Annotated in this window: 22 protein-coding genes and 1 pseudogene; 7 read left to right on the top strand and 16 right to left on the bottom strand. The window is 43.8% G+C overall.

The window, feature by feature from the left end; all coding sequences use genetic code 11:
- Positions 1-13: 13 nt before the first annotated feature.
- From mraY to leuO, 12 genes are all read right to left on the bottom strand, one after another.
- A complete protein-coding gene (gene mraY, locus Xenpb_RS07855; protein WP_187653809.1) occupies positions 14-1096 on the bottom strand; it encodes a phospho-N-acetylmuramoyl-pentapeptide-transferase in 1083 nt (360 codons plus the stop codon).
- Positions 1090-2472, bottom strand: coding sequence for a UDP-N-acetylmuramoyl-tripeptide--D-alanyl-D-alanine ligase (gene murF / locus Xenpb_RS07850; protein WP_187653808.1), 1383 nt, complete (start codon positions 2470-2472; stop codon positions 1090-1092). Before murF ends, mraY begins: the two co-directional genes overlap by 7 nt.
- Positions 2469-3956 (bottom strand): UDP-N-acetylmuramoyl-L-alanyl-D-glutamate--2,6-diaminopimelate ligase, encoded by a 1488-nt coding sequence (gene murE, locus Xenpb_RS07845; RefSeq protein WP_187653807.1) that lies wholly within the window; start codon positions 3954-3956, stop codon positions 2469-2471. Before murE ends, murF begins: the two co-directional genes overlap by 4 nt.
- Before the next feature lie 11 nt (positions 3957-3967).
- Positions 3968-5722: a peptidoglycan glycosyltransferase FtsI gene (locus tag Xenpb_RS07840; protein WP_187653806.1), complete on the bottom strand. Its 1755-nt coding sequence runs from the start codon at positions 5720-5722 to the stop codon at positions 3968-3970.
- Between the two features lie 27 nt (positions 5723-5749).
- Positions 5750-6070, bottom strand: a complete 321-nt coding sequence (gene ftsL / locus Xenpb_RS07835; protein WP_099113454.1) for a cell division protein FtsL — start codon at positions 6068-6070, stop codon at positions 5750-5752.
- Positions 6067-7011: a 16S rRNA (cytosine(1402)-N(4))-methyltransferase RsmH gene (gene rsmH / locus Xenpb_RS07830; RefSeq protein ID WP_099113453.1), complete on the bottom strand. Its 945-nt coding sequence runs from the start codon at positions 7009-7011 to the stop codon at positions 6067-6069. Before rsmH ends, ftsL begins: the two co-directional genes overlap by 4 nt.
- Before the next feature lie 2 nt (positions 7012-7013).
- Positions 7014-7472, bottom strand: a complete 459-nt coding sequence (gene mraZ / locus Xenpb_RS07825) for a division/cell wall cluster transcriptional repressor MraZ (protein ID WP_099113452.1) — start codon at positions 7470-7472, stop codon at positions 7014-7016.
- A gap of 647 nt (positions 7473-8119) precedes the next feature.
- Positions 8120-9127 carry a catabolite repressor/activator gene (gene cra, locus Xenpb_RS07820; RefSeq protein WP_187653805.1) on the bottom strand — a complete coding sequence of 336 codons (1008 nt, stop codon included), beginning with the start codon at positions 9125-9127 and terminating at the stop codon, positions 8120-8122.
- Between the two features lie 88 nt (positions 9128-9215).
- Entirely contained in the window at positions 9216-9707 is a 492-nt protein-coding gene (gene ilvN, locus Xenpb_RS07815) for an acetolactate synthase small subunit (protein ID WP_222942901.1), read from the bottom strand.
- Positions 9708-9709: 2 nt separating this feature from the next.
- The gene (ilvI, locus tag Xenpb_RS07810; protein ID WP_187653804.1) at positions 9710-11437 is read right to left on the bottom strand and encodes an acetolactate synthase 3 large subunit; all 1728 of its coding nucleotides are present in this window, start codon (positions 11435-11437) and stop codon (positions 9710-9712) included.
- Positions 11438-11665: 228 nt separating this feature from the next.
- Positions 11666-13495 carry a long-chain fatty acid--CoA ligase gene (locus Xenpb_RS07805; protein ID WP_187653803.1) on the bottom strand — a complete coding sequence of 610 codons (1830 nt, stop codon included), beginning with the start codon at positions 13493-13495 and terminating at the stop codon, positions 11666-11668.
- A gap of 249 nt (positions 13496-13744) precedes the next feature.
- A complete protein-coding gene (gene leuO / locus Xenpb_RS07800) occupies positions 13745-14692 on the bottom strand; it encodes a transcriptional regulator LeuO (RefSeq protein WP_187653802.1) in 948 nt (315 codons plus the stop codon).
- 1086 nt (positions 14693-15778) lie between these two features.
- Between leuO and leuA the strand changes: the two genes are divergently transcribed.
- The 6 genes and pseudogenes from leuA (at position 15779) to Xenpb_RS07765 (ending at position 21382) form a co-directional block, all read left to right on the top strand.
- Positions 15779-17383 (top strand): 2-isopropylmalate synthase, encoded by a 1605-nt coding sequence (gene leuA, locus Xenpb_RS07790; RefSeq protein WP_187653801.1) that lies wholly within the window; start codon positions 15779-15781, stop codon positions 17381-17383.
- A gap of 2 nt (positions 17384-17385) precedes the next feature.
- On the top strand, positions 17386-18525 hold the full coding sequence (gene leuB / locus Xenpb_RS07785; RefSeq protein ID WP_187653800.1) for a 3-isopropylmalate dehydrogenase: 1140 nt from the start codon (positions 17386-17388) through the stop codon (positions 18523-18525).
- Between the two features lie 169 nt (positions 18526-18694).
- Complete coding sequence (locus Xenpb_RS07780) at positions 18695-18901, top strand: SgrR family transcriptional regulator (protein ID WP_187653799.1); 207 nt, start codon at positions 18695-18697, stop codon at positions 18899-18901.
- A pseudogene (locus tag Xenpb_RS07775) lies at positions 18835-19038 on the top strand (transcriptional regulator); the annotation flags it as partial. The gene Xenpb_RS07780 and the pseudogene Xenpb_RS07775, both read left to right, overlap by 67 nt.
- Before the next feature lie 588 nt (positions 19039-19626).
- Positions 19627-20307, top strand: coding sequence for a DNA mismatch repair endonuclease MutH (mutH, locus tag Xenpb_RS07770; RefSeq protein WP_187653798.1), 681 nt, complete (start codon positions 19627-19629; stop codon positions 20305-20307).
- 322 nt (positions 20308-20629) lie between these two features.
- Entirely contained in the window at positions 20630-21382 is a 753-nt protein-coding gene (locus Xenpb_RS07765) for a M48 family metalloprotease (RefSeq protein ID WP_187653797.1), read from the top strand.
- A gap of 178 nt (positions 21383-21560) precedes the next feature.
- Here Xenpb_RS07765 and Xenpb_RS07760 read toward each other — a convergent pair whose 3' ends face one another.
- The 4 genes from Xenpb_RS07760 to Xenpb_RS07745 all read right to left on the bottom strand — a co-directional run bounded on the left by Xenpb_RS07760 (position 21561) and on the right by Xenpb_RS07745 (position 25632).
- Positions 21561-21959 (bottom strand): hypothetical protein, encoded by a 399-nt coding sequence (locus tag Xenpb_RS07760; RefSeq protein ID WP_187653796.1) that lies wholly within the window; start codon positions 21957-21959, stop codon positions 21561-21563.
- A 348-nt stretch (positions 21960-22307) separates the two neighbouring features.
- Positions 22308-22814, bottom strand: coding sequence for a peptide deformylase (gene def / locus Xenpb_RS07755; protein WP_187653795.1), 507 nt, complete (start codon positions 22812-22814; stop codon positions 22308-22310).
- A 272-nt stretch (positions 22815-23086) separates the two neighbouring features.
- A complete protein-coding gene (locus tag Xenpb_RS07750) occupies positions 23087-24241 on the bottom strand; it encodes a PLP-dependent aspartate aminotransferase family protein (RefSeq protein WP_187653794.1) in 1155 nt (384 codons plus the stop codon).
- A gap of 20 nt (positions 24242-24261) precedes the next feature.
- Positions 24262-25632, bottom strand: coding sequence for a cystathionine beta-synthase (locus tag Xenpb_RS07745; RefSeq protein WP_187653793.1), 1371 nt, complete (start codon positions 25630-25632; stop codon positions 24262-24264).
- Positions 25633-26018: 386 nt separating this feature from the next.
- On the opposite strand from Xenpb_RS07745, the gene Xenpb_RS07740 reads away from it, so the two are divergent.
- A complete protein-coding gene (locus Xenpb_RS07740; protein WP_187653792.1) occupies positions 26019-26486 on the top strand; it encodes a membrane-associated Zn-dependent protease 1 in 468 nt (155 codons plus the stop codon).
- Positions 26487-26544 lie beyond the last annotated feature (58 nt).

Genomic DNA, 26544 nt, shown 5'->3' with positions numbered 1-26544 from the left:
AACTTAGCCATGATTAACGTACCTTAAGGGTTGCCAGACCAATCAGTACTAACATCAGGGAAATAATCCAGAAACGCACGATAACGCGCGGCTCTGGCCAGCCTTTCAATTCATAATGATGGTGAATCGGTGCCATGCGGAAAATACGCTGTCCACGCAGCTTAAATGAGCCAACCTGCAAAATGACAGAGAGCGTTTCCACCACAAATACGCCTCCCATGATGACCAACAGGAACTCTTGACGCAGCAATACCGCAATAGTGCCTAACGCTCCCCCCAAAGCCAGCGAACCCACATCTCCCATGAACACTTGCGCCGGGTAGGTGTTGAACCACAAGAAGCCCAATCCGGCTCCCACTATCGCGGTACAGACAATCACCAATTCACCTGCGTGACTTAAGTAAGGTATATGCAGATAATTGGCAAAGTTCACGTTACCCGTTGCCCATGCCACCAAAGCGAAACCGGCTGCAACCAGTACCGTTGGCATGATAGCCAGACCATCCAATCCATCAGTCAGGTTCACCGCATTACTGGTGCCTACTATCACGAAATAGCTCAACAAAATGTAAAGCAATCCCAGTTGCGGCATGACTTCTTTGAAGAATGGCACTACCAATTGTGTTGCTGGCGTATCTTTGCCGATGCTGTACATGGCAAACGCCACACCCAAAGCTAAAACGGATTGCCAGAAATATTTCCAACGGGCAATTAACCCCTTGGTATCTTTGCGAACCACTTTACGATAGTCGTCTACAAACCCAACAATGCCATAGCCCAGTAACACAACCAGTACACACCAGACATAAGGGTTATCTAAACGCGCCCACAACAAAACAGAGATAGCGATGGAGAACAAAATCAGCAACCCGCCCATCGTTGGTGTTCCGCGTTTACTGAAGTGGGATTCCGGGCCATCATTACGCACAACCTGACCAATCTGTAGCTTTTGCAGATAAGCAATCAGGGTTGGCCCCATCCATAACGCAATGAATAATGCTGTCAGCAAGCCAACAATCGCTCTGAACGTCAGATAAGAAAAGACGTTAAAGCCTGAGTAATATTTAACTAAATATTCGGCCAGCCAAACTAACATTGGAAGTTCTCCTTCAGTGAGTTCACTACCTCTTCCATTGCGGCACTACGTGAACCTTTAATTAATATGGAAATCATTTCGTGTTGTTCCAGTAAAGAAAGCAGCGCTGCAACTAAATCAGCCTTGTTCGCGAAATGCTGCCCTCGACCACTCGCGTCACTAATATGGGTACTAAGAACCCCTACACTGAATACTTTATTTATATTTGAAGAGGCTATGGCTTCTCCCACTTCACGGTGGCACTGAACCGCCTGTTCTCCCAGTTCTCCCATATCGCCGACAACCATAACCCGATAATCAGGCATCTGCGACAATACATTCGCTGCTGCAATCATTGAGCCGGGATTAGCGTTATAGGTGTCATCCAACACGACTTTCCCCTCTGTGAGATGAATGGGGAATAAACGACCTGAAACTGCTTTTAATCCTGATAACCCGACACAAATATTTTCCAGAGATGCGCCAACAGAAATGGCGAGAGCACTGGCTGCCAGTGCATTGGCAATATTGTGTTTACCCGGCAATGGCAATGTCAGCTCAGTCTTGCCGATTGGGGTATGAAGGCAAAAATGTGTTGCCAGTGGCTGTTCAGAAATATCCGTTGCGTAAAAGTCAGCCCCTGCCATTGATGACGCAGAGAAACGCCATACTGTCTGCTGATCATTAATGCTGTGTTGCCAGTTTTCCCAATCATGGCTGTCCAGATTGATAATGGCGGTTCCGGTTGGAGCAAGACCTTCAAAGATCTCACCTTTTGCCTTTGCAACCCCTTCCAAAGAACCAAAACCTTCCAGATGAGCAGAAAACAGATTATTCACCAGAGCACTTTCAGGACGCGTCATCTCAGTGGTATAGGCAATTTCGCCGGTATGGTTAGCGCCCAGTTCAATCACGGCAAATTGGTGTTCATCGGTGAGCCGGAATAAAGTCAATGGCACACCAATGTCATTATTGAAGTTACCCGCTGTATAAAGGGTATTTCCACATTGTCGCAAAATCGCTGCTGTCATTTCCTTGACGGATGTTTTGCCCGACGAACCCGTCAGGGCTACGATCCGCGCTTTGCTTTGTTGACGAACCCAACCCGCCAGTTTGCCCATCGCCAAGCGTGTGTCTTCGACAATCACCTGAGGACAGTCAATATCAAAGCGACGATTGACCAGCAACGCTCCTACGCCGAAATGAGCTACATCAGCAACGAAATCGTGAGCATCAAATTTTTCGCCTTTTAAAGCAATGAACAAACCACCGCGTACAACTTTGCGGCTATCGGTTTCCACAGCATGGATCTTGATATCGGCTGCCTGCTGTTCAGTAACCTGATATAGCATTCCACCTGTTATTTGGGCCAATTGCCGGAATGTTAGTGGGATCATGCGATTACCCCCAACAAACGAGCAACGGTCAGGCGATCTGAATAATCCAAACGACGATTGCCGACCAATTGATAATCTTCGTGGCCTTTACCTGCCACAAGAACAACATCTTCTTCAGCCGCTTGCATAATGGCGCTGGTGACAGCTTCAACACGCCCATGAATCGCCATTGCCCGACCCGGATCGATAAATCCGTCCAGAATATCTGCCACAATGGCCTGTGGTTCTTCACTGCGGGGATTGTCATCCGTCACAACTACGCGATCAGCCCCTTGCTCTGCAACACCGCCCATCAGAGGACGTTTGCCTTTATCGCGATCACCACCACAACCAAAGACGCACCAGAGTTGTCCCTTACAATGCAGACGAGCTGCCGACAGCGCTTTTTCCAAGGCATCTGGTGTATGGGCATAATCGACAACAACAGTAGGACGACCCGCCGCGGAAAAGACTTCCATACGCCCGCAAACAGGTTCCAGACAAGACGCTGCTGCCAGCAATTTTTTCAGCGGATATTCCAATGACAGCAAGGTCGCGAGCGCCAAAAGTAAATTACTGACATTGAATGCGCCCATTAGAGGGCTGTTGAGCGTTCCATTTCCCCAACTTGAAGTAAATGCAATAGAGGCGCCTTTGTCGTGATAATGGACTGCATTGGCCGATAACCAGCGCCCCTGCCAATTTTCCGGCAAACGGCTTTCCATAGTGACTGCAACCGCATCCGGTAAGCGAGACAACCACTTCTGTCCCACATCATCATCTGCATTGATGATTTTCTGTTTCACATCATGGCTGCCGAACAGCATCCATTTGGCATCTTCGTAACTTTCCATATCACCATGATAATCAAGGTGATCGCGGCTTAAATTAGTAAAAACGGCTGCCTGAAATGGCAATGCCGCCACTCTTCCCTGAATCAACCCATGTGAAGAAACTTCCATTGCAGCAAAAGTGGCGCGCTGATTAATAAGCTGCTGTAAATCAAGCTGAATATCAACGGCAGAACCCGTAGTATTTTCACTGGGCACAACCATACCCAACAAACCATTTCCTACCGTTCCCATCACCGCACTGGTTTCTCCAAGCCCTTGGCTCCATTGTGCCAGCAATTGTGTTGTTGTTGTTTTTCCATTGGTTCCGGTAACACCTACCAATGTCAGCTTATTACCGGGATGTCGGTAAAACTCACCAGCCAGTTCTGACAATTTATTATTCAAATCATCCAAATAGATAACCGGTACACCGTGCACCGTCTGTATCGTGCCGTTATCCGCTTTTCCCTTCGCTTCTGCAATCACCGCCGCAACGCCTTGAGCGATGGCTTGAGGAATATACTTTCGACCATCTGTTTGATGCCCTTGAATTGCAACAAACAGATCTCCGGCAGCCGCCTTACGGCTGTCCAATGTCATTTCACGCAGCGGAAGCTCCGGTGTATCAACACCCCATGGAGCCAATAAATCGCGTAAATTACGATCTGCCACTTTAATCCTCTTTATTTATTAATCATAAATTCGTTTTTATCACCCACAGGTAACGCATCTGGCTCAACGTTCATCGTGCGCAAGACACCACTCATGATGGCTCCGAAGATGGGCGCCGAAACCGCACCACCATAATATTTACCTGCTTGTGGATCATTGATGATCACAACCAGTGCAAACCGGGGATTACTCGCAGGCGCAACCCCTGCGGTATAAGAAATATATTTATTGACATATTTGCCATCCGGCCCGACTTTTTTCGCCGTACCGGTTTTAATTGCGATGCGATAACCTTTTATCGCTGCCCGTACACCACCCCCACCGGGTAATGCTACGCTCTCCATCATGTGCACCACTGTCCGCATGATAGGTTCAGGAAATACGCGCGTTCCGGGTACGGGTGGATCGACTTTGGTAATTGACAGTGGGCGATAAACGCCCAAACTGCCTATCGTTGCATAGACTCGCGCTAACTGTAACGGCGTTACCATTAGCCCGTAGCCGAAAGAAAAGGTGGCCCTATCAAGATCTGACCACCGTTGTTTATTTGTTGGAAATAAGCCACTACTTTCTCCGACCAGCCCCAAATTGGTCGGTTTTCCCATCCCAAAGCGTGAATAAACACTTACCAGCTCCGAGGCAGGCATCGCTAACGCCAGTTTAGAAACACCAACGTTACTCGACTTCTGTAAAATTCCGGTAATGGTTAACTCAGGGCGTGGGGCGACGTCTTTGATTTCGTGTCCGCGCGAACCATACGTTAATCGATATGGTCTGGTATCCAGCACCGTATTTTCTTTCACAATCCCACTGTTCAGTGCACTCATTACCACCAGTGGTTTCACCGTAGAGCCGGGCTCGAAAATATCCGTGATGGCGCGGTTTCGCATCGCATCTTTCGGTGTTCCGGCCAAATTATTCGGGTTGTAAGATGGGCTATTAGCCATCGCCAATACTTCTCCCGTATTCACATCAACCAGTACAGCCGTACCGGATTCAGCTTTGTTCAGTGAGACGGCTTTAGTCAGTTCCCGATACACCAAGGTTTGAAGACGCTCATCAATGCTAAGCATCAGATCATGGGCAGCCCGGCTATCCGTAGATGCGACATCCTCAATAACACGGCCTGTGCGATCTTTACGCACAGTCCGGCTTCCCGGCATACCGGTCAGCCAACTATCAAAGCTTTTCTCAACGCCTTCAATTCCCGTACCATCAATGTTGGTCACGCCAATAATATGTGCGGTCACCTGCCCTGCCGGATAATAACGACGGGATTCCTGACGCAAATAGATGCCCGGTAATTTCAATTTCTCGACATAATCACCGATGGAGGTATTTACTTGGCGGGCAAGGTAAACAAAGCGCCCATTGGGATATTCACTGATTTTGCTGGTTAGTTGCTCAATCGGAATGGATAGTGCATCAGCCAACGCCTTCCAGCGGGTATCATCTGTGATACCGCCTTTCTCAAATACTTCTTTGGGATCAGCCCAAACAGCATCAACAGGCACACTAACAGCAAGAGGACGCCCATTGCGATCATTTATCATGCCACGGGCGGTCGGGACAGCCTGGACGCGCAGGGAGCGCGAATCACCTTCTTTTACCAAACGGTCAGGATTGATTATCTGCAAATAGGCAACACGAATCAAAAGCCCGATTAAAGCAAACCCAATGCCCCCGCACAGCAAGGCAAAACGCCAGCTTACAAAACTTGCTTTATCTTCTTGCTTTTTCAACTTTAAAGAGCGTGCAGCTTTCATCGCCTACCTTTTGGTTGTCAACTGGACTCATTGAGTGATCACAATGTTTTCTTTACTTGGATCAACATGTTGCATCTGCAATTTTTCAGTCGCAATCCGTTCAACCCGACTGTGATCACCCAGAGCATTCTCTTCAAGGAGCAGGTTACGCCATTCAATATCCTGAGCATCAAGCTGGATCACTTGACGCTCTTTCTCCGCGGTCAATAAGCGGGTTTGATGGGTGACCGTCACAACACTGATGGCTGAAATCACAACCGCCACCAGCAAAATCAGTGGGATTTTGGCATTGCGGATCATATCCCCGCCAATAACCCCGACTAATCCATGACGCTCACCTGCCATTATTCACTCACCTTTTCAGCAAATCGCAAAACCGAGCTTCGCGCTCTTGGGTTTGTGGCCACTTCATCCTCTGAAGGCTTCATTTTGCCAATGGATTTCAGACTCCGTCCTCCCAACGCTTTTAGTTGCACTTCTGTGAGAGGTAAACCTGCTGGAACCTGTGGCCCCTGGCTGTGTTGCCGGATAAAGCTTTTCACTATGCGATCTTCCAACGAGTGGAAACTGATGACAGATAATCGCCCCTGTGGTGCAAGAACGCGCAATGCACCATTCAATGCACGTTCTATCTCTTCCAGTTCACTGTTAATGTAAATCCTGATAGCCTGAAAGCTGCGTGTTGCCGGATGCTTATGCCTTTCCTTCACTGGGCTTGCCTGAGCAATGAGTTCTGCCAGCTCTCGGGTACGCGTCATCGGTTGTTCCTGATTGCGTGCCACAATGGCTTTTGCGATACGTTTGGCAAAGCGCTCTTCACCAAATGTCTTCAATACCCATGCGATGTCATCTGCTTCTGCTTTCATCAACCATTGTGCAGCAGACTGCCCACGCGTAGGATCCATCCGCATATCCAGTGGCCCATCACGCATAAATGAAAAACCACGTTCAGGATCATCCAACTGTGGGGATGAAACCCCTAAGTCCAGCAATACGCCATCAATTTTCCCAACCAGACCCGCTTCTTCTACATAGGTTGCCAATTCAGAAAACGGCCCATGAGTGATAGAAAAACGCGTGTCAGTAATCGCCTTTGACGCTTCAATAGCTTGTGGATCACGATCAATTGCCATTAAACGCCCATTAGGCCCCAACTTTGACAAAATCAGGCGTGAATGCCCTCCACGCCCAAATGTTCCATCTATATAAATTCCATCTTCTTGAAGATTCAATCCATTGACAGCTTCATCCAGTAATACACTGGTATGTTTGAAATGACTGTTTGCCATGTTTATAGTGATAAATCCTGTAGCCTTGCTGATAAAGGTTCTTGTGGAGACTGCTCAGCCGCAATGTCATTCTGTACTTGCTGATACCAAACTTGCTCATCCCACAATTCAAATTTATTAAATTGCCCAACCAGCATGACCTCTTTTGTTAGCCCTGCATGCTGACGCAATGTATTAGCTAATAAAAGACGCCCTGCACTGTCCATTTGACATTCACTGGCGTGTCCCAATAACAAACGTTGAACGCGACGTTCGGCTGGATTCATGCTGGATAAGCGAGATAACTTTTCTTCGATGATTTCCCATTCGGGTAATGTATAAAGCAACAGGCACGGCTGATGGAGATCAATGGTACAAACCATTTGACCTGTTGATTCCTCATTCAGCGTTTCCCTATATCGGGCTGGTACAGTGAGCCGCCCTTTACTATCGAGATTAACCAGTGTTGCTCCACGAAACATACTCAGGTTACCCCTTGATGGCCCAAATCTCCACATTATCCCACAAATCACCACAATTAAGAGTTTACGGATGGTATGAAAACCTTGTCAAGCCAGAGCCCGTGCGCTTTAGCTAGATTTACAGAAAGATTTGGAAGAGAAAAAGAAGGATTTTTTAGATTTAGCTATATTAATAATAGATAACACTATGATAATTTTGAATAAATTAATAAAGCTGTAGAGAGTCTGTTTTAGCGTGAAGTTTCGAGCAAATACTTACCACTTAAATTAATTTATGCAACTCATACCTCATTGTTGCCCAATTGTTAATCAATGAAAACCTATCAATAATAAAAATATATTTAAGTTATAGTAGTATAAAAAATAATAACTTTATGAAATTCAATATTTCCTAAAGGAGTAAAAACAATTAAATATCAATCAAGTAAAAAAAGCCATTACAGGACAACAGTAAACCTTATAAATCATATGGCTTAAATGGCGAATTATTCATCCGATCATTTTAAATAACATATTATCGTTTTTAGTTGTCATAAAATTATGTTCAGAGGAATTTTAGTCAGAATAGTCTTAAAATTACGAAAAAAGTGTATTTCGATGATTTTTGTGGGACAAACAGTACCCTCATCTTCAATGAGGGTACTCAATTAGGCTTTTCGGCTCAGCTTACCGCGACGACATAAATGACGACGCATTCGGGTTATTCCGGGAACAGGTCGCTGTTTTTCATCTAAACTCGCTAATACCAGCCCCAGAGCGCATTCAGCGACATCGCGATGACGCTGTGCCACAGACAAAACAGGGCATTCAAGGAAATCAAGCAACTCATGATCACCAAATGTCGCAATCACTAACTGATCCGGTAGACGACCGCTCCGTTTGAGAATGGTATCCATAACGCCCTGAAGCAAGGCAAACGAAGTGGTATACAGCGCCTGAGGAACCGGATTTGTTGCTAACCATGCAGCAAATACTTCCGCCGCAGCCTCACGCTCATAGCTATTTGCATACAGATAGTTCACTTCCCGTGGGTCATTCTCCCACGCTTCACGGAACCCTTGTTCACGCAAGAAACTTACCGATAATTCAGGCAATGCCCCTAAATAAAGAACAGACTCTGCCGGGAATTGGCGTAATTCCTGCGCCAACATTTTGGCATCTTCAAGGTCATCACCAACAACGCTGATAAAATGTTCACTATCCAGCGCACGGTCAAGTGCAATGATCGGCAGTGAGCGATTTGCCCAACGCTGGTAAAAAGGGTGTTCGGGAGGCAAGGCCGTGGAAACAATGATGGCATCAACTTGACGTTGTAAAAGATGCTCAACACAACGCATCTCATTATCAGGCTGATCTTCAGAACATGCGATCAATAGCTGGTATCCGCGCTGCCGTGCCTGACGTTCAAGATAATTGGCAATACGGGTGTAACTCGTATTTTCCAAATCGGGTATGACTAAACCAATTGAACGGGTACGCCCGGCTCGTAAGCCAGCAGCAACAGCATTAGGATGGTAATTGTGTTCCCTGACCACGGCCATCACTTTTTCTACTGTTTTATCACTAACCCGATACTGTTTGGCTTTACCATTGATAACATAACTGGCCGTAGTACGTGAAACACCTGCTAAGCGGGCGATCTCATCCAGTTTCACATTAACCCCTCAGTAATATGATGAAAAAGCCCTACTTTACAATAGGGCTCAATGAATATCTGTATATTACCCCGCAGATTACGATTTTTCATCGCATAATTTTATCTCCGCGAGAGATGCCAACAATGCCTGAGCGGACCACTTCCACGATCTCAGCCATATCTCTTACTGAATTAAGGAAAGCATCCAGTTTTTCGCTCGTCCCTGCTAACTGGACGGTATAAAGCGTTGATGTTACATCAACGATCTGCCCACGAAAAATATCCGCGCTACGCTTGATCTCTTCCCGTCCATCCCCGCTGGCTTGTAATTTCACCAACATAATTTCACGCTCAACATGAGGCCCTGCTGTCAACTCATTGACCCGCAGCACATCCACCAGTTTGTGCAGTTGCTTCTCGATTTGTTCCAGTACCTTGGCATCACCTTTGGTCTGAATAGTCATGCGGGACAATGTTGGATCTTCAGTCGGCGCGACTGTCAGGCTTTCGATGTTATAACCCCGTTGGGAAAATAGCCCCACCACGCGGGATAATGCTCCCGATTCGTTTTCAAGTAATACAGACAAAATCCGGCGCATGATCAGGTCCTCTCTGTTTTGCTTAACCACATTTCATCCATTGCTCCACCACGGATCTGCATTGGATAAACATGTTCAGTTTCATCAACGGTAACATCCACGAAAACCAGACGTTGATTTTCAGTGACTTCATGCAGAGCCTGAGCCAGTTTCGTTTCCAGTTCATCGTAAGTTTGGATGGAAATGCCAATATGGCCATAAGCCTCTGCCAGTTTGACAAAATCAGGCAGGGATTCCATATAGGATTGAGAGTGACGACCTGCGTATATCATGTCCTGCCACTGTTTTACCATTCCCAGAAAACGGTTGTTCAAGTTCAGAACCAGCACAGGCAAACCATATTGCAAGGCGGTGGACAATTCCTGAATATTCATCTGAATACTGCCGTCCCCTGTCACACACACGACTGTTGCATCAGGTTTTGCCAACTTCACGCCAAGGGCAGCAGGCAGGCCAAATCCCATTGTTCCTAAGCCCCCTGAATTGATCCAATGCCTTGGCTTATCAAATGGATAATGCAGGGCAGCAAACATCTGGTGCTGACCAACATCGGATGCCAAGTACGCTTTCCCTTCCGTGAGACGATAAAGGGCTTCTATTACCGCCTGTGGTTTAATCTTCGCTGTGGTGCGATCATAATCAAGGCATTTGCGGCTACGCCACTGTCCTATAGAAAGCCACCAATCTTTCAGGGCGTCAGGATCTTGGGTATCTTCAGTGGAATTTAACATCTCCAGCATCTGCCTGAGCACCTGTTTCGCATCCCCAACGATAGGGATATCTGCCGTCACCGTTTTCGAAATTGAAGTCGGGTCGATATCAATATGCAGTATCGTTGCTTCCGGACAATATTTTTCCAGATTATTGGTTGTGCGATCATCAAAGCGCACCCCTATCGCAAAAATCACATCGGAATTGTGCATTGCTTTATTGGCTTCGAAAGTACCGTGCATTCCCAACATGCCCAAACTTTGCCTATGGGTAGCAGGAAACGCCCCCAACCCCATGAGCGAACTCACAACCGGAATGTGAAGACGCTCAGCAAGCGTCAATAGCTCCGCAGAACATTCTGAATTGATGGCCCCCCCACCAACATAAATCACAGGCTTTTTCGCACTCAGCAGCGTTTTCAATACACGCTTGATCTGCCCCTTGTGTCCCTGAATGGTAGGATTGTAAGAACGCATCTTGATTGTTTCAGGATACACATACTGAAATTTCAACGCAGGATTGACGGTATCTTTGGGGAAATCGATAACAACTGGCCCGGGCCGGCCACTTGCTGCCAAATAAAAAGCTTTTTTAATCGTACTTGGAATATCTTCCGCTTTTTTCACCAGAAAGCTATGTTTCACTATGGGACGGGAAATTCCCACCATATCGCATTCCTGAAAAGCATCATTGCCTATCAGGGAACTGGCAACCTGACCTGACAGAATGACCATAGGAATTGAATCCATGTATGCCGTTGCAATTCCTGTGATGGCATTCGTTGCTCCCGGCCCGGAAGTCACCAAAACAACCCCGACTTTTCCCGTAGAACGGGTATATCCATCAGCCATATGAACAGCACCCTGCTCATGACGAACCAGAATATGTTCAATGCCTCCCACCGTATGCAGGGCATCGTAAATATCCAATACAGCCCCGCCCGGATAACCGAACACATGTTCAACGCCCTGATCGATTAACGATCTCACGACCATTTCGGCTCCTGACAACATCTCCATCGAGTTTGCCTCCAGGCTCTGTTTGCAAGTTATTAATAATTGGCACTTCATAAGGCTACTGTGAAATAGCCTTATTTATCCCATTTGTTATTTATATAAAGTGAATCATTGTTTAGCGCTATTTTATAGCGTCAAGTTAACTAACATAACGTCAGACACAAGTGTTAGCAAACATCAATTCACATATTAAAAACATTTTTTTAATAAGAGCCCGGCTTTTTCCTGCCATCAATCCCGATACATGGATTCAATTTCACTCTGATAACGCTGTGAAATAATCTTGCGGCGTAATTTCAATGTCGGCGTTAATTCTCCTTTTTCCATGGAGAAGGCTTCAGGTAAAAGAATAAATCGTTTGACCTGATGAAATTTGACAATATTTTTCTGCATATCTTTCAAACGCTGTTCAAACAACTCAATAATTTGATGATTTCGCAGTAATTCAAGACGATCGCGATAATGAAGGTTGATAGATTTTGCATATTCTTCAATGGCTTCATAACTGGGAACAATCAGGGCAGAAACAAACTGGCGGGCATCAGCAATAACCGCGACATGCTCAATAAAGCGATCCTGACCCAACATGCCTTCAATCATTTGTGGGGCGATATATTTTCCTGTTGATGTTTTCATCAAGTCTTTCAGGCGTTCGGTGATAAACAAATTACCATTATCATCCAATCCACCCGCATCGCCGGTCTTCAGCCAACCATCTTCAGTAAAAGCACGCACAGTTTCCTCTGGACGGTTGAAATACCCCTTCATCACAATAGGCCCACGCACTTGGATCTCGCTCTCCGTACTGATGCGAACTTCAACACCGGGTAATGGCGTACCAATTGAGCCCAACAGATAACTCTTTTCTTCCCAGCAAGACACCGTTGCACAGGTTTCTGTCATACCGTAGCCATATTTGATATTGAGGCCAATGGACAGAAAGAAACGGGTGATAACATCATCAAGCCGTGCCCCCGCCACTGGCAGAAAACGAACTCTCCCTCCCAACAGATTACGGAGCTTGCTCAACACCAGTTTGTCAGCCAATTGATAACTGCAACGCGTAAATGGACAACCTTTTTTGTTCTGTTGCTGACGCATCCAGTGGTTTTCGCCACGCTTTAATGCCCAATTAAAAATCATTCTGCGCAAAACAGGAGCCTGAGAAACTTTCCCCAAGATTGCACCATGTACTTTTTCATAAAAACGGGGAACAGAACACATAACCGTTGGACGCACATCAACCATTGCCTCACGGACAAGATTTGTATCAGTCAAATAGACATTCAGGGCTCCAGTATGTATGACATAATAGCTCCATGCCCGTTCGAAGATATGGGACAATGGTAAAAAACAGAGGGACACATCCTGTTTCGTCAAGGTCAATCTTTGGTCATGCAGGTAAAGCTGAGAAGCAATATTGCGATAATCCAACATGACTCCCTTGGGTTCCCCCGTTGTACCAGAGGTATAGATTAGGGTGAAAAGATCATCCAAATCCTGAGCAGCAATACGGCTATCAAGTTCTGGCTGATATTGTGCGTGGTCATTGTCAATGAAAGCTGATAAATATATTGCTTGCGGGCATCCCTTTAAATCCACAGACTCATCCATAACAATAAGATGAGAAAGTTCGGGACACAATTCAATCAATGGCATTGCAACATCATATTGCTCCTGTCCACCCACAAACAGTATTTTCGCGCCTGCATCCTTGAGAATAAATGCCGCTTGCTCGCAGGTACTGGTTGCATAAAGCGGTACTGTCACAGCCCTGAGCTGCAGAATAGCCAAATCAGCTAATGACCACGCCATACAGTTTTGTGCAAAAATGCCGACTTTTCCCTGCACTTCCACCCCCAATGACAGCAACGCCCTTGCCACGGATTTCGTTGTACACCCGACTTCACGCCAACTCATTTCGAGCTGCTCTGATGACGACCATTGTCGGAATGCAATTTTTTCCGGAGATTCATTGGCTTGTTGCTGTAATCGGTTAACCAAGTGATAGGAATGCAGAGAGTCTGTTATCACAATATATTCCTGTATAAATATTTTCATTCTGCGTACTCAGCAAGCATGCTGCCTACTTTTCAGCTTACAGATGTTAGCTATTTCAACGCAGTCTACCTATTCCTAGTAAAAGGGGGAAGTGTATTTTAAATATCTTCTCCCTCTGAAGGAGAAAATACTTGCAGGATTTGTCGAATAACTACAGATAAACAGAGATAAATGTCGTAAGAAGAGTAAAAGACTAAGAGCCCTATGCCAGTCATCATTACCAGAACAGGGCTCTTCATCCCTTTTATTTTATTCCCGTTCGCCAAGATGGCTCAGCAGTGATTTCATCCACTGATGGCCTTTATCTCGATCTGTTGAACCATGCCATATCAAATAGCAAGGGCGAGAAATTTGACCATTAGGCAAAGGTACGGAACAGATATTTAGCTGTTCAGAGTAATGCTCTACCATCCATTTTGGTACGATAGCGACTAAGTAAGTCTGGGATACGATATTAAGAACACTATTTAGATCCGTGCCCTGATAAGAAACAGAACGCAATAATTCTTTGCTCTCATAGTAAGGCTTGCTGAATGAATCTGCATTCTCCAATGCAACAATAGCATGTCTTTCTTCCTGCAATTGCTGCTGGGTAATTCGTTTTCCAATTCTGGGATGATGATTAGAAACTGCCAAAACCAACTCATCATTAAACAAAGGATAATTATGAAAATCAGGGGATTCTAATTGGGTATAACTGATGACGAATTCTATTTCCTGATATTTTAATTGCTTTTCAATATCACCACTAATTTGTGTTTTAATGACAACTTCTATATTTGAAGAATGTTTTTTTATTTGTCCGACAATTTGAGCAGCCAGACGAATATCAAGCGGGCTACAAATAGAGAGGTTAAATACCCTTGTGCTATTATCAGGATCAAACCCCACTCCGGGTAATTCATTATGAACGATTTGAAGTGCCTGTCTGAGTGGCCCGAAGAGCTGTTTTGCTCTGGCCGTTGGCTGAATACCCCGCCCATAACGAACAAATAATTCATCATCAAACATGGTCTTCAAACGTGCTACTGCATTACTGACAGCCGGTTGTGACATTCCTAATGCCTGAGCTGCACGTGTGATATTCTGCATTTGCATTACAGCATCAAAAACAGTAAGCAAATTGAGATCTACACTGCGCAATTGAACATCGCATGATTCTTTTTTTCCTGTAGTTACTAAGTTGTATTCAGTCATTATTTCACTCCACTAAACTTATAGCAGTGATCTCATTAAATAATGGAATACTGACGATTTTTGAATGCAACATTTTGACATTCAAACCGCCTTACCAATTAATAAGATCAATTATCCCAATTTGTTGGAAAGCAAATTGAGATTCGTCCTTGTACAAAAAATAAATAAGCACAACCAATGCCTTCTTATCTACGTAACCGTAATATTTTTATAAGCATGAATATTAATGCGTTATATATGAATAGAAATAACCCAACTTACACTAACGACTTACTTTCGAAACGAGCAGCCAATAATGACAGAATGGAGAGCAGAAACAATTCATAATAAAATGACTGTATTCCAACTAGTTATCAGAACTCTCTATTAATATTTTCTATCAGAAAAATAATCCAAAGTATTAATCAGAAATTAGTTCTTCTAATACATCGAGACACAATTTATTAATATTCTACATGGTTATGATTTATTAATCTAAAAACACTATACCTAGAAACACGATACCTAAAAACACGATACCTAAAAACACGATAGCTAAAACCCATCTTATCTTTGTTCCCTCAAATCCATCAGTGCATATCCGTTTTTATACCGTCATATTTAAACGATCGTATTAAAAACCACGTAAAAACGACAGGTTAAAATAACAGACTACACATTTATCATCCATCAGTGCCGGATTTTACTCCATATATAGATATGAAAAATAGATAAAAACATCGCTAAAAATGTAAAAAATAGTCACCAAATCCAAACCATGTTCAATAAACAACCAATGATGAGCATATTTAACTCTGAATTCATATTTATCATGCTTGACATTGTTTTTCAGATAACGTATCTATAAATAAACGGACAGTTAAAACCCAATTAACAAATTTATAAAGGTTAACTTACATGATTCTTTCCATTCGCCTACTAAGCCTACTACTTATCGCCTTCAATGTGCGCGGTATGCTGGTGGGTGCAGGTAAAAGTTAAGTTAACCTCCACCAGAAACAAAAAACCCGCGCATGGCGCGGGTTTTTTTTTACCTGGACGACGTACAAGAATAAAACATCATCGCCTATTTGACAGGAGCACAACATGAGCCAGCAAGTTATTATCTTCGATACCACACTGCGTGATGGAGAGCAGGCATTACAAGCCAGCTTGAGTGTGAAAGAAAAACTGCAAATCGCTTACGCACTGGAAAGACTGGGAGTCGATATCATTGAGGCCGGTTTTCCAGTTTCTTCCCCCGGGGATTTTGAATCAGTTCAAACCATCGCTCGTGAAATCAAAAACAGCCGTATCTGTGCTTTATCCCGCTGCGTTGATAATGATATTGATGTTGCTGCCGAAGCCCTGAAAGTCGCAGAAGCTTTCCGCTTGCACATGGTTCTGGCTACCTCCAATCTGCATGTCGAACACAAACTGAAAAGAACCTTTGATGATGTTGTCGAAATGGCTGTCCGCTCAATAAAACGAGCGCGCAAGTACACTGATGATATTGAGTTCTCCTGTGAAGATGCCGGCCGTACAAATATCGACAATTTGTGCCGGATTGTCGAACAAGCAATCAACGCTGGCGCAACCACTGTCAACATCCCCGACACCGTTGGTTACACAACTCCGTACCAATTCGGCGGTATTATCAGTACCTTATTTGATCGTGTACCCAATATTGATAAGGCGATCATTTCTGTCCATTGCCATGACGATTTGGGTATGTCTGTGGCTAACTCCATTACCGCTGTTCAGGCCGGTGCGCGGCAGATAGAAGGTACCATTAACGGATTGGGGGAACGCGCTGGAAACTGTTCACTGGAAGAAGTGATCATGACAATCAAAACACGCCAGAAAATGTTGGGGGTTCACACTAATATCAACCACAAGGAAATCTACCGTACCAGCCAATTGGTTAGCCAAATCTGCAATACGCCGATCCCCGCACATAAAGCCGTTGTTGGCAGTAACGCCTTTGCTCACTCATCCGGCATTCATCAAGACGGCGTCCTGAAGAATCGCGAAACTTACGAAATCATGACGCCAGAGTCCATCGGCCTGAAAGATACCCAGTTAAACCTGACTTCACGCTCTGGTCGTGCCGCAGTGAAACACCGCATGACCGAAATGGGTTATCAGGAACATGACTATGATCTGGATGCCTTGTATCAAGCGTTCTTGAAATTGGCAGACAAAAAAGGACAAGTGTTTGATTACGATTTGGAAGCATTGGTATTCATCAACCAGCAGCAGCAAGAACATGAACATTACCGTCTGGATTATTTCAGTATCCAGTCCGGCACCAACGTAGTTCCTACTGCAACTGTGCGCCTGGCCTGTGGGGATGAAATCAAATCTGAAGCCTCTACCGGTAACGGTACCGTTGATGCTGTTTATCAGGCCATCAGCCGAATTACAGGTTATCCACTTAAATTAATCTCCTATCAATTATCCGGTAAAGGGCAGGGGGAAGATGCCCTTGGTCAGGTTGATATTATTGTGGAGTGCCTTGGCCGTCGTTTTCACGGAATGGGATTAGAAACCGATATCATTGAATCTTCCGCCAGGGCCATGATCCACGTGCTGAATAGCATCTGGCAGGCAGAACAAGTAGAAAAGGAAAAACAGCGTATATTCCAAAATGATACGCAAAATTACAGCCAGAACAATTCTCAGGATAACAACACAAAGGAAACTGCATAATCATGCCTTCAAACCAATCTATTTCAAGCCATGCCATTTCCGGCAAGCAAGGGGTTACTCAGTACCACATTGCTGTTTTGCCCGGTGACGGCATTGGCCCCGAAGTAATGAAACAAGCCTATAAAGTGTTGGATGCGATCCGTAACCGCTTCAATATCCGTATTACAACCAGTGAATATGATGTCGGAGGAATAGCCATTGATCGCCATGGTTGCCCTTTGCCTAAAGAGACCATTGCAGGTTGCGAAAAAGCGGATGCGATCTTATTTGGTTCCGTCGGTGGCCCTAAATGGGAACATTTGCCCCCCATCGAGCAGCCAGAACGTGGCGCATTATTGCCATTACGAAAACATTTCAAATTATTCAGTAACTTAAGGCCAGCCCGTTTATATTCGGCGTTAGAATCATTTTGTCCGCTTCGCCATGATATTGCGGCAAAAGGCTTTGATATATTATGTGTCCGTGAACTGACTGGCGGTATCTATTTCGGGCTGCCAAAAGGACGTGAAGGCGAAGGAAAATATGAACGTGCCTTTGATACTGAGATCTATCACCGTTTTGAGATAGAACGGATCGCCCGCATTGCTTTTGAAGCTGCCCGCCAGCGCCGTCATAAAGTCACATCGATTGATAAAGCAAATGTTTTGCAAAGTTCCGTATTATGGCGTGAAGTTGTCAGTGAAATCGCCAAAGATTATCCTGACATTGAAATCAGCCATATGTACATTGATAACGCCACCATGCAGTTGATCAAAGATCCTGCTCAGTTTGACGTCCTACTGTGCTCCAATATTTTTGGCGATATTTTATCCGATGAATGTGCCATGATCACCGGCTCAATGGGAATGCTGCCTTCTGCCAGCCTGAATGAAAAAGGTTTTGGTTTATATGAGCCTGCGGGCGGTTCGGCTCCTGATATTGCAAACAAAAACATTGCCAATCCGATTGCACAAATATTATCCGCCGCCCTGTTACTGCGTTATAGCCTTGGGCACAATGAAGCAGCAGATGCCATTGAACAAGCCATCAATCATGCTTTGGAGCAAGGTTATCGTACCGCAGACTTAGCCGGTAATGGCAAAACAGTCAGTACCGATGAAATAGGTGATATCATTGCACGCTATATCACCGAGGGAGTTTAATGAAAAGAGCCAGTAAGTTATCTTACTGGCTGGTAAAAATACCATTACTCAAAAAAATCAGGAGCCAGTGAGAAAAATCCGCTCCCCTGAACGACTTTAATTCCGGTTCATTATCGGCTTAATATAAGGAAATAAAAATTGATGAAAAAATCAGTGGAGTTCCCCTTTTATGCCGCCCCCGCTCTTACAACAACAATTCATCCGATTATGGCAACATTATCAAGGCAAAAAGACTGAAACCACCTTGCAATCACTGGCAGATATTCTTCATTGCTCACGTCGTCACATCCGTTCCTTGTGCTCCCTTTTATCAGCGTCGAAGCATCTTTATGGAGAAAAAACGGTTTATCTGTCGAAGAATGGTGTGAAAACATGATTGATCAACATTGGCTGCATCCTCTACTCCATCATTGGCTCGAATTACAAGGCCAACGCAGCATGAGAGGGGTAAAAATGAATACCTTTGGCTGGTTTGATTTTAAATCTGCATGGTTTACGCTCCCAGAAGGATAATTCACAGGAAAAGCTAAAGTTATAAACATTTATTGTCTGACAAGAACCATTTTATTCACTTTTTCTGTGGATATGTATGTGAAAAAGTGAGGGGTAAAGCGGGTATACTTTTATTGTCTGTTTTCTATCGCTCAATAAGCGTCAATAAATACCCATTATTTTTCATTATGTTAATACATTTTATGTCCCTTTATATAAGGTATGTCACACATTAAAGTTTTCAGATTTGCTCACACTGAGCAAATATCAACCAATGGTGAATTTATCCACAGGATATGCCTTTTAGTTAAACAAAAATCGCCTATTTTTGTAGAAAACAGCATTCATTAGCGCTGTAAATCAAACCAGTGATCTCACTTTTTACCACTTATCCCATAAATCTGTGGATAACATGGTGTAAGATCCTGTTTATTATCACTGGGAATAGGTGAACAATCATAACAAGTCTATTTTTAATGCAGAGAACATAAATTAAAAGATCTTCTATATCATGCTATTATCAAAACAATCATCGTAATGATGAGTTATCAATGATCGCCAATAATCAACAAGAGCATTTTTTAACCAGTCAAAAATATAGTTTATAACATGTACTTTACTCCTCCGGCATCACCTGAAAACGAACAACAATTATTCGATAGCGCCCGTTCTCTGGCAGGTTTCTCTATGGGTGAACTTGCTGCGCAGGCAAAACTCCCCATTCCTCCTGATTTAAAACGTGATAAAGGTTGGGTCGGTATGTTGCTTGAATATTATTTAGGTGCAAGTGCAGGCAGTAAACCTGAACAGGATTTTGAGCATATCGGTATCGAACTAAAAACGATCCCTGTGGATAGCAAAGGCTTCCCATTGGAAACAACCTTTGTCTGCGTTGCGCCTTTAACAGGTAACAGTGGTATTACATGGGAAAACTGTCATGTCAGACGTAAATTGTCCCGTGTTCTGTGGATACCTGTTGAAGGGGAAAGAAGCATTCCACTTTCGGAACGCCGCGTGGGTTCTCCGTTACTTTGGAGCCCGAATGCCATTGAAGAAGAGTTACTGCGACACGATTGGGAGGAACTCATGGATCTCATTGTATTGGGTAAAGTTGAGAGCATTACTGCCCGCCATGGTGAAGTACTACAATTGCGTCCCAAAGCAGCTAATAGCCGGGCACTGACAGAAGCAATAGGAGAATATGGTCAGCCCATCATGACACTCCCCAGAGGTTTTTATTTAAAGAAAAATTTTACGGCACCATTATTGGCTCGTCATTTTTTCTTGTAATACCGAAGAAACTCACAATTTAATATTGTGAGATATTTATCTATACCATCATCAGGATCTTGCTCACTAGTATATCACCGCATTCCCCGCCACAAGATCTTTGATGGCGTAACCCAAAGAGGAAAAACGTCAATAGATTTATTAAAAAAATTTAAACTAAATTATTTTGCTTATGATTTAGTTATTTTTTTAAAAAATGTTACCGAATTCACATAATCATAAATATTGGCGTTTATTCCTATTGTTATTTTTAGCAAAATTCATAGTCTTTAATGCTCTTAAAATACTATAGTTGCATGTATTGCAAAGGAAAAACAAATTGATGAAAATTAAAACTCTTGTTGCAGTAGCTGTTTCTGCTGTAATTCTGACAGGTTGTAAGAATATTGATCAGGGAATGCTGGCTCACTCCGGAATGCAGTTGTTCCAGGCGGCGACACTAAGTGATTCTGATGTCAAACAGTTGTCTGACCAAGCATGTAAGGATATGGATGCACAGAATAAAGTTGCTCCGGCATCCAGCCAATACACTAAACGTCTGAACAAAATCGCCAAAGCATTGGGTAACGAAATTAACGGTACACCCGTTAACTATAAAGTTTATCTGACTAATGATGTGAACGCATGGGCAATGGCTAACGGTTGTGTGCGTGTATACAGCGGCCTGATGAACATGATGAACGACAATGAAGTCGAAGGCGTTCTGGGCCATGAAATGGGTCACGTTGCACTGGGCCACACCCGTAAAGCAATGCAGGTTGCTTATGCTACAGTTGCTGCACGTACCGCAGCCGCATCAGCCGGTGGTGTAGCCGCACAACTGAGCGATTCTCAGCTTGCAGCACTGGGCGAAAAGCTGATCAACTCGCAGTTCTCGCAGCATCAGGAAAGTCAGGCTGATGACTTATCTTATGATCTGCTGAAAAAACGCAATCTCAAAACTGAAGGTTTAGCAACCAGCTTCGAGAAACTGGCTAAACTGGGCAGTGGTGAAACCAGCATGTTTGATTCACACCCGCCTTCAAAGGAGCGTGCTCAACACGTTCGTGATCGTATCGCAGCAGACAAAAAATAATAAATTCTGTACAGATTATAGCGGTGTCAGTGGCACCGCTTGGCAGTCGGTGCACACTCCTACCAGATGGCAATCACCTTCATCACTAAATCGTTTTACCCCACGGTACATAACAAATAAATCATGCAATTATTCGGTGGCCTTTTGACTGACCACCGCTGGAAAACCCCTGAATTCTCTATTTTGCTTTTAGTTTAAAATTAAACTTGGTGCGATCCACTCTATCTACATTTAAGCCTAATTGAGATTCTGGAGAAATCTTTACTGTAGCAATATCAACAAGTTCTGATAGTGGATGATAGTTAAGGTAAATAGTGCCAACCAGTGGGTAACTGCCATTACCCTTATCTTTGATATAAAGAGCACATACCACCTTGTTGCTGCTGGCAGTTGATGGAATATTAACATATTCGATTTCACCACCAACTTTAGCTGAGGATACCCGGGCATTTCTAATGCCCTCTGCATCCAGTATCATCAAATAAGTACCCTCTTTAGCATCCGTTGTATCTATCAGACTCAGTTCAATGGAAAAATTAGGTTGTTGATAATATGCAATATCACCTGTTCCGGTCACAATTATTCCTCTGCCTATATCATTAACATCAAATCATTTAAATTCTATCCGATATTCCTTCCAACATTTCAGTCCACACCTTTTAAATGACCTTTTTGTTAGCTGCAATCTGGAATTTCTTGGGTATAACATTGATCACAATTGGTTACAATGATAAGAGGCCTTAAAAGGTAACAGTGACATTTTAAAAGACAATATGCTGATTATTGCATCCGATAACTGAATTTTAAGATTTTTTACGTATATTTATCATTAGTCACTTGGATAACAATGACATGTACAAATCCAACATAGGAAAAAATACGATGTCATTAAGAAATAATCACTTATTTTTTTATTCTCTATTTGTTAGCTTTTCCTGCTATTAAGATATTTTTTTACTTTTTTCAGTGCCATTTGTCTCTTCAAGGGAGATAAATAATCGGTGAAAAGAATACCATGTAAGTGATCGATTTCATGCTGCATAACAATCGATAAAAAATCTTCGCTCTCTACTGTAACTGATTTACCATGCCGATCGAATGCGTCTACTTTCACTCTTTCAAACCGTTCGACATCTGCGTAATACCCCGGTATCGACAGACAGCCTTCCTGATTCAACACACGACGTTCTTTTTCAACAATCCTGGGGTTGATCAAAACCAACGGTTGATCACGGTTTGGCGAAAAATCGATAATCAAAACAGCTTCCTTCCGACCAACCTGTGGCGCTGCCAAACCAATACCATTATCGGTGTTGTACATTGTCTCCAACATGTCATCAATTAACGTCTGAACTTTGTCAAAATCAGTAACATCGACACATTTTTGTCTTAGCCTTTCATCCGGAATTGTCAGTATATCTAGAATTGCCATAATTGATTATCCTCTTTTAATACCCTTAACCATATACCCTCTTTCAAACTGAAGTTTTACATGCCGCCTGTCAGCTATTGAGTATATATTCCTGATTGAGATTAAATATATCTTATTCTCAATGCGAGATCAGTAATTATCAGGATTGATATTTTTCCATATATGAAATGCTACTTTTAAGAGATCTCCCTATAAATTAATCAGATAAAAAAATGCCAAACGAAAAAATATCGTTTGGCATCATATTTTTTATTATATTATCTTACCGTCTGTTAAAGACTCGCATTTTCAAACGCCTGAGATAAATCCGCAATTAAATCATCAGCATTCTCAATGCCCACTGAAATACGGATCAACTGTGGCGTGATACCTGCTGCCAGACGTTTTTCCAATGGAATAGATGCGTGGGTCATAGTGAATGGCTGACCAACAAGGCTTTCCACGCCACCCAGACTTTCCGCCAATGTGAATAATTGCAATTCTTTAATGACCTGACGCGTATAATCTTCCCCCCCTTTCAGTACAATGGAAATCATACCGCCAAAGCCACGCATCTGACGTTTTGCCAGTTCATGCTGAGGATGGGAAATCAGGCCCGGATAGTAGACTTTTTCAACTTGCGGCTGCTGTTCCAACCAATGAGCAATCTTCTCTGCACTGGCAATATGGCGTTCCATACGCAACGCCAATGTCCGAATACCACGCAGGACCAGGAAACTGCTGAATGGGTCAAGAATGCCACCAATGGAATTTTGCAGGAAAGCCACCTGCTCCGCCAATTCAGCGTTGTTCCCTACCACAGCAAGGCCAGCGACAACATCAGAATGACCATTAAGGTATTTGGTTGCTGAGTGAACAACGATATCAAACCCTAAATCAAGCGGGCGATGAATATAAGGGGAAGCGAAAGTATTGTCCGCAACACTGATAATATTGTGCCGCTGTGCAATCTGTGCAATAGCGGCCAAATCAGCCAGTTTCAGCAATGGATTGGTCGGCGTTTCCACCCAAATCATTTTAGTATCGGGCTGAATCGCAGCTTCCAGAGCCGCGGTATTTCCTGCTTCAACGTAAGTGACCTGTAAACCCGCCGTCCGGCGACGCACTTTCTCCAGCAGTCGATAAGTACCGCCATAAAGATCATCCACCGCAATGATATGGCTATCTTTATCCAGCAATTCCAGAATGGTCGAACTCGCGGCCAAACCCGAACCAAAAGCATAACCACGCGTGCCGTTCTCCAACTCAGCAATTGCATTTTCCAACGCATGACGTGTCGGGTTCCCACTACGGGAATACTCATATCCTGTATGCTCGCCAGGTGCGGGTTGAGCATAAGTCGAGGTGGCGTAGATTGCTGGCATTACTGCTCCTGTATGATCAGGTACATAGCCTGCATGAACGCTTTTTGTATCAAACTTAGTCATTAATTTATTCCTGAAAGAATTCAATTGAGTTGTTGACGCCATGTATTCAGCACATCAGTACGAGTTACAAGGCCGAGGAATTGATTGCTATCATCAACAATCAAAGCCACATGACCGGCATCAAAAGTAGCAATTAACTGCTCCAATGATGCTTTTTTATGAAGTGTCTGAACCTGGCTGGTCATTGCTTGAGTCACAGGCAGAGAGAAATTGTGGAAATTGGCCTGGATCGTATTCATGAGATCCCATTCATCAATGATACCAACGACCTGTTCGTTTTCGATTACGGGTAACTGTGAGATGTCATAAAGGCGCATACGGCCATAAGCAATTTGCAAGGTATCTTGCGGTGAAACTGAAATCGTCGCACCATCCCGATAACGATAGGTGATGTAATCACTTAAGTTATTTTCTTTTGGCTGTGATCGTAAGCCCTGCTCCAATAACCAGTAATCATTAAACATTTTAGACAAATATTTATTACCGCTGTCACAAGCAAGCGTGACCACGCGTTTCGGCGTTGTCTGAGCACGGCAATAGCGCAGTGCCGCAGCCAGCAATGTCCCCGAAGAGGAGCCGGCCAAAATGCCTTCTGTCAGTAATAAATCCCGCGCACTAGAAAACGCCTCTGCATCAGTAATGCTATAGGCGTGATTAACTTTAGAAAAATCGCCAAGAGGTGGGACAAAATCCTCCCCAATACCTTCCACAAACCAACTGCCGGCTTCGTCATAATGACCATGTTCAACATAATCGACAAGAATAGAGCCCTTAGGATCGGCAAGGACAAATTCAGTCTGAGGAGAGACTTCCTTAAAATACTGACTCAGGCCACCTAGCGTACCGCCGGAACCGACACCAACGACTACAGCATCTACATTTTGTTCCATCTGCTGCCAGATTTCAGGGCCGGTCGTTGCAACATGAGCGGATGAATTCGCAGGATTATTGAATTGATCGATATAATAAGCTCCGCTGATTTCTTTCGATAGGCGCAGCGCGTAATCCTGATAATACTCAGGATGCCCTTTTCCCACATCAGAGCGAGTCAGGCGCACATCCGCTCCCAGAGCACGCAGGTGATAAATTTTTTCCCTGCTCATCTTATCAGGCACGACTAAAATCAATTTATAACCTTTCATCGTAGCGACTAATGCCAGACCGATACCCGTATTCCCCGCCGTAGCCTCAATGATAGTGCCTCCCGGCTTCAATACCCCCTGCTTTTCGGCCTGCTCAATCATTGAAAGCGCAACACGATCTTTAATCGAACCACCTGGATTTTGGTTTTCCAGTTTAATAAACAACTGGCATGGGCCTGTATCCAGATGTGTAAGTTCGAGTAACGGTGTATTCCCTATAAGTTCAAGAACCGAACGTGGTGCTGCCATATTAGCCTCTTGATAATCGGTACAATTTGCGAATAAAAACTTTTAGAGTGGGGAAGAATAACGCCGCATGGCAATTAATTTGAAAGAATAAATACAAACTACATATAACAAAAGGTAATTAACTAATTCTATATTGATAGGTAAACACCTTAAGAGGTACAGACCAAACACTTTATATTCAAAAATGGGATTTACGCTAACGAAACCGGTCTACATGATATTAGATCCCCGCACAAGTAATAAATGGCATTTTAGAAATGGCCGTTATCAATGCGAAACATGTTAAATCAATGTGCAAGGTTATTGACTGCTTGATTTTTTTGCCAACCACTGCAATACCTATTTCAGTCAGGAAATGTGAGAACCTTATGAATAGGAGAATCAAGATGAAATTGCGTGGTTATACGTACAGTGCAATGTTATTAGCGGGCAGTTTGTTCACCCCTGCATTATGGGCAAAAGGAGAAGCGCATCTGTTGTTTCATATGGGCTTGGGCGCAAATGGTAAATTTTTTGTAGGCGGTACACTGCAAAATAAAGGTGACCAACCTGTGGCGGGTGGTTATCTGGCGGTTTTGCCTCTTAATGCTAAATGTGAGCCGGGTGCACTGGCAGTACATTCATTTCAGTCATTGGCACCGGGAGAGAAAAAAGAGTTTCGTGTCCCAATGGATACCCCACTAAACAGTTATCGTTTAATTGGTTTTGGTGCTTATGATGATATGGGCTTTTCCCTTCCTGCCGTAGATGAAACCGCAAAAATCATTCAAGAGCGTGAACCCGGTGAACGTAAAGCATGTCAGTCAGCCCGGAAATCCACTCCGGTAAATAAAGCAGAAACTCAAAAGCCATAATATTAAAGCAAGGATGGTTTATTAAAACTAAGCCATCCTTTTTGTCACCTATTATTGC

Source organism: Xenorhabdus sp. PB62.4, assembly GCF_014467285.1.
Lineage (GTDB): Bacteria > Pseudomonadota > Gammaproteobacteria > Enterobacterales > Enterobacteriaceae > Xenorhabdus.
This window is presented reverse-complemented; position numbering and strand designations above follow the sequence as displayed.

Excerpts from the sequence above, each read along its gene's own strand:
- mraY (WP_187653809.1), bottom strand. The coding sequence starts at position 1,096 with ATGTTAGTTTGGCTGGCCGAATATTTAGTTAAATATTACTCAGGCTTT.
- murF (WP_187653808.1), bottom strand. The coding sequence starts at position 2,472 with ATGATCCCACTAACATTCCGGCAATTGGCCCAAATAACAGGTGGAATG.
- Xenpb_RS07840 (WP_187653806.1), bottom strand. The coding sequence starts at position 5,722 with ATGAAAGCTGCACGCTCTTTAAAGTTGAAAAAGCAAGAAGATAAAGCA.
- rsmH (WP_099113453.1), bottom strand. The coding sequence starts at position 7,011 with ATGGCAAACAGTCATTTCAAACATACCAGTGTATTACTGGATGAAGCT.
- mraZ (WP_099113452.1), bottom strand. The coding sequence starts at position 7,472 with ATGTTTCGTGGAGCAACACTGGTTAATCTCGATAGTAAAGGGCGGCTC.
- ilvN (WP_222942901.1), bottom strand. The coding sequence starts at position 9,707 with ATGCGCCGGATTTTGTCTGTATTACTTGAAAACGAATCGGGAGCATTA.
- ilvI (WP_187653804.1), bottom strand. The coding sequence starts at position 11,437 with ATGGAGATGTTGTCAGGAGCCGAAATGGTCGTGAGATCGTTAATCGAT.
- Xenpb_RS07805 (WP_187653803.1), bottom strand. The coding sequence starts at position 13,495 with ATGAAAATATTTATACAGGAATATATTGTGATAACAGACTCTCTGCAT.
- leuO (WP_187653802.1), bottom strand. The coding sequence starts at position 14,692 with ATGACTGAATACAACTTAGTAACTACAGGAAAAAAAGAATCATGCGAT.
- leuA (WP_187653801.1), top strand. The coding sequence starts at position 15,779 with ATGAGCCAGCAAGTTATTATCTTCGATACCACACTGCGTGATGGAGAG.
- leuB (WP_187653800.1), top strand. The coding sequence starts at position 17,386 with ATGCCTTCAAACCAATCTATTTCAAGCCATGCCATTTCCGGCAAGCAA.
- Xenpb_RS07780 (WP_187653799.1), top strand. The coding sequence starts at position 18,695 with ATGCCGCCCCCGCTCTTACAACAACAATTCATCCGATTATGGCAACAT.
- mutH (WP_187653798.1), top strand. The coding sequence starts at position 19,627 with ATGTACTTTACTCCTCCGGCATCACCTGAAAACGAACAACAATTATTC.
- Xenpb_RS07765 (WP_187653797.1), top strand. The coding sequence starts at position 20,630 with ATGAAAATTAAAACTCTTGTTGCAGTAGCTGTTTCTGCTGTAATTCTG.
- def (WP_187653795.1), bottom strand. The coding sequence starts at position 22,814 with ATGGCAATTCTAGATATACTGACAATTCCGGATGAAAGGCTAAGACAA.
- Xenpb_RS07750 (WP_187653794.1), bottom strand. The coding sequence starts at position 24,241 with ATGACTAAGTTTGATACAAAAAGCGTTCATGCAGGCTATGTACCTGAT.
- Xenpb_RS07745 (WP_187653793.1), bottom strand. The coding sequence starts at position 25,632 with ATGGCAGCACCACGTTCGGTTCTTGAACTTATAGGGAATACACCGTTA.
- Xenpb_RS07740 (WP_187653792.1), top strand. The coding sequence starts at position 26,019 with ATGAAATTGCGTGGTTATACGTACAGTGCAATGTTATTAGCGGGCAGT.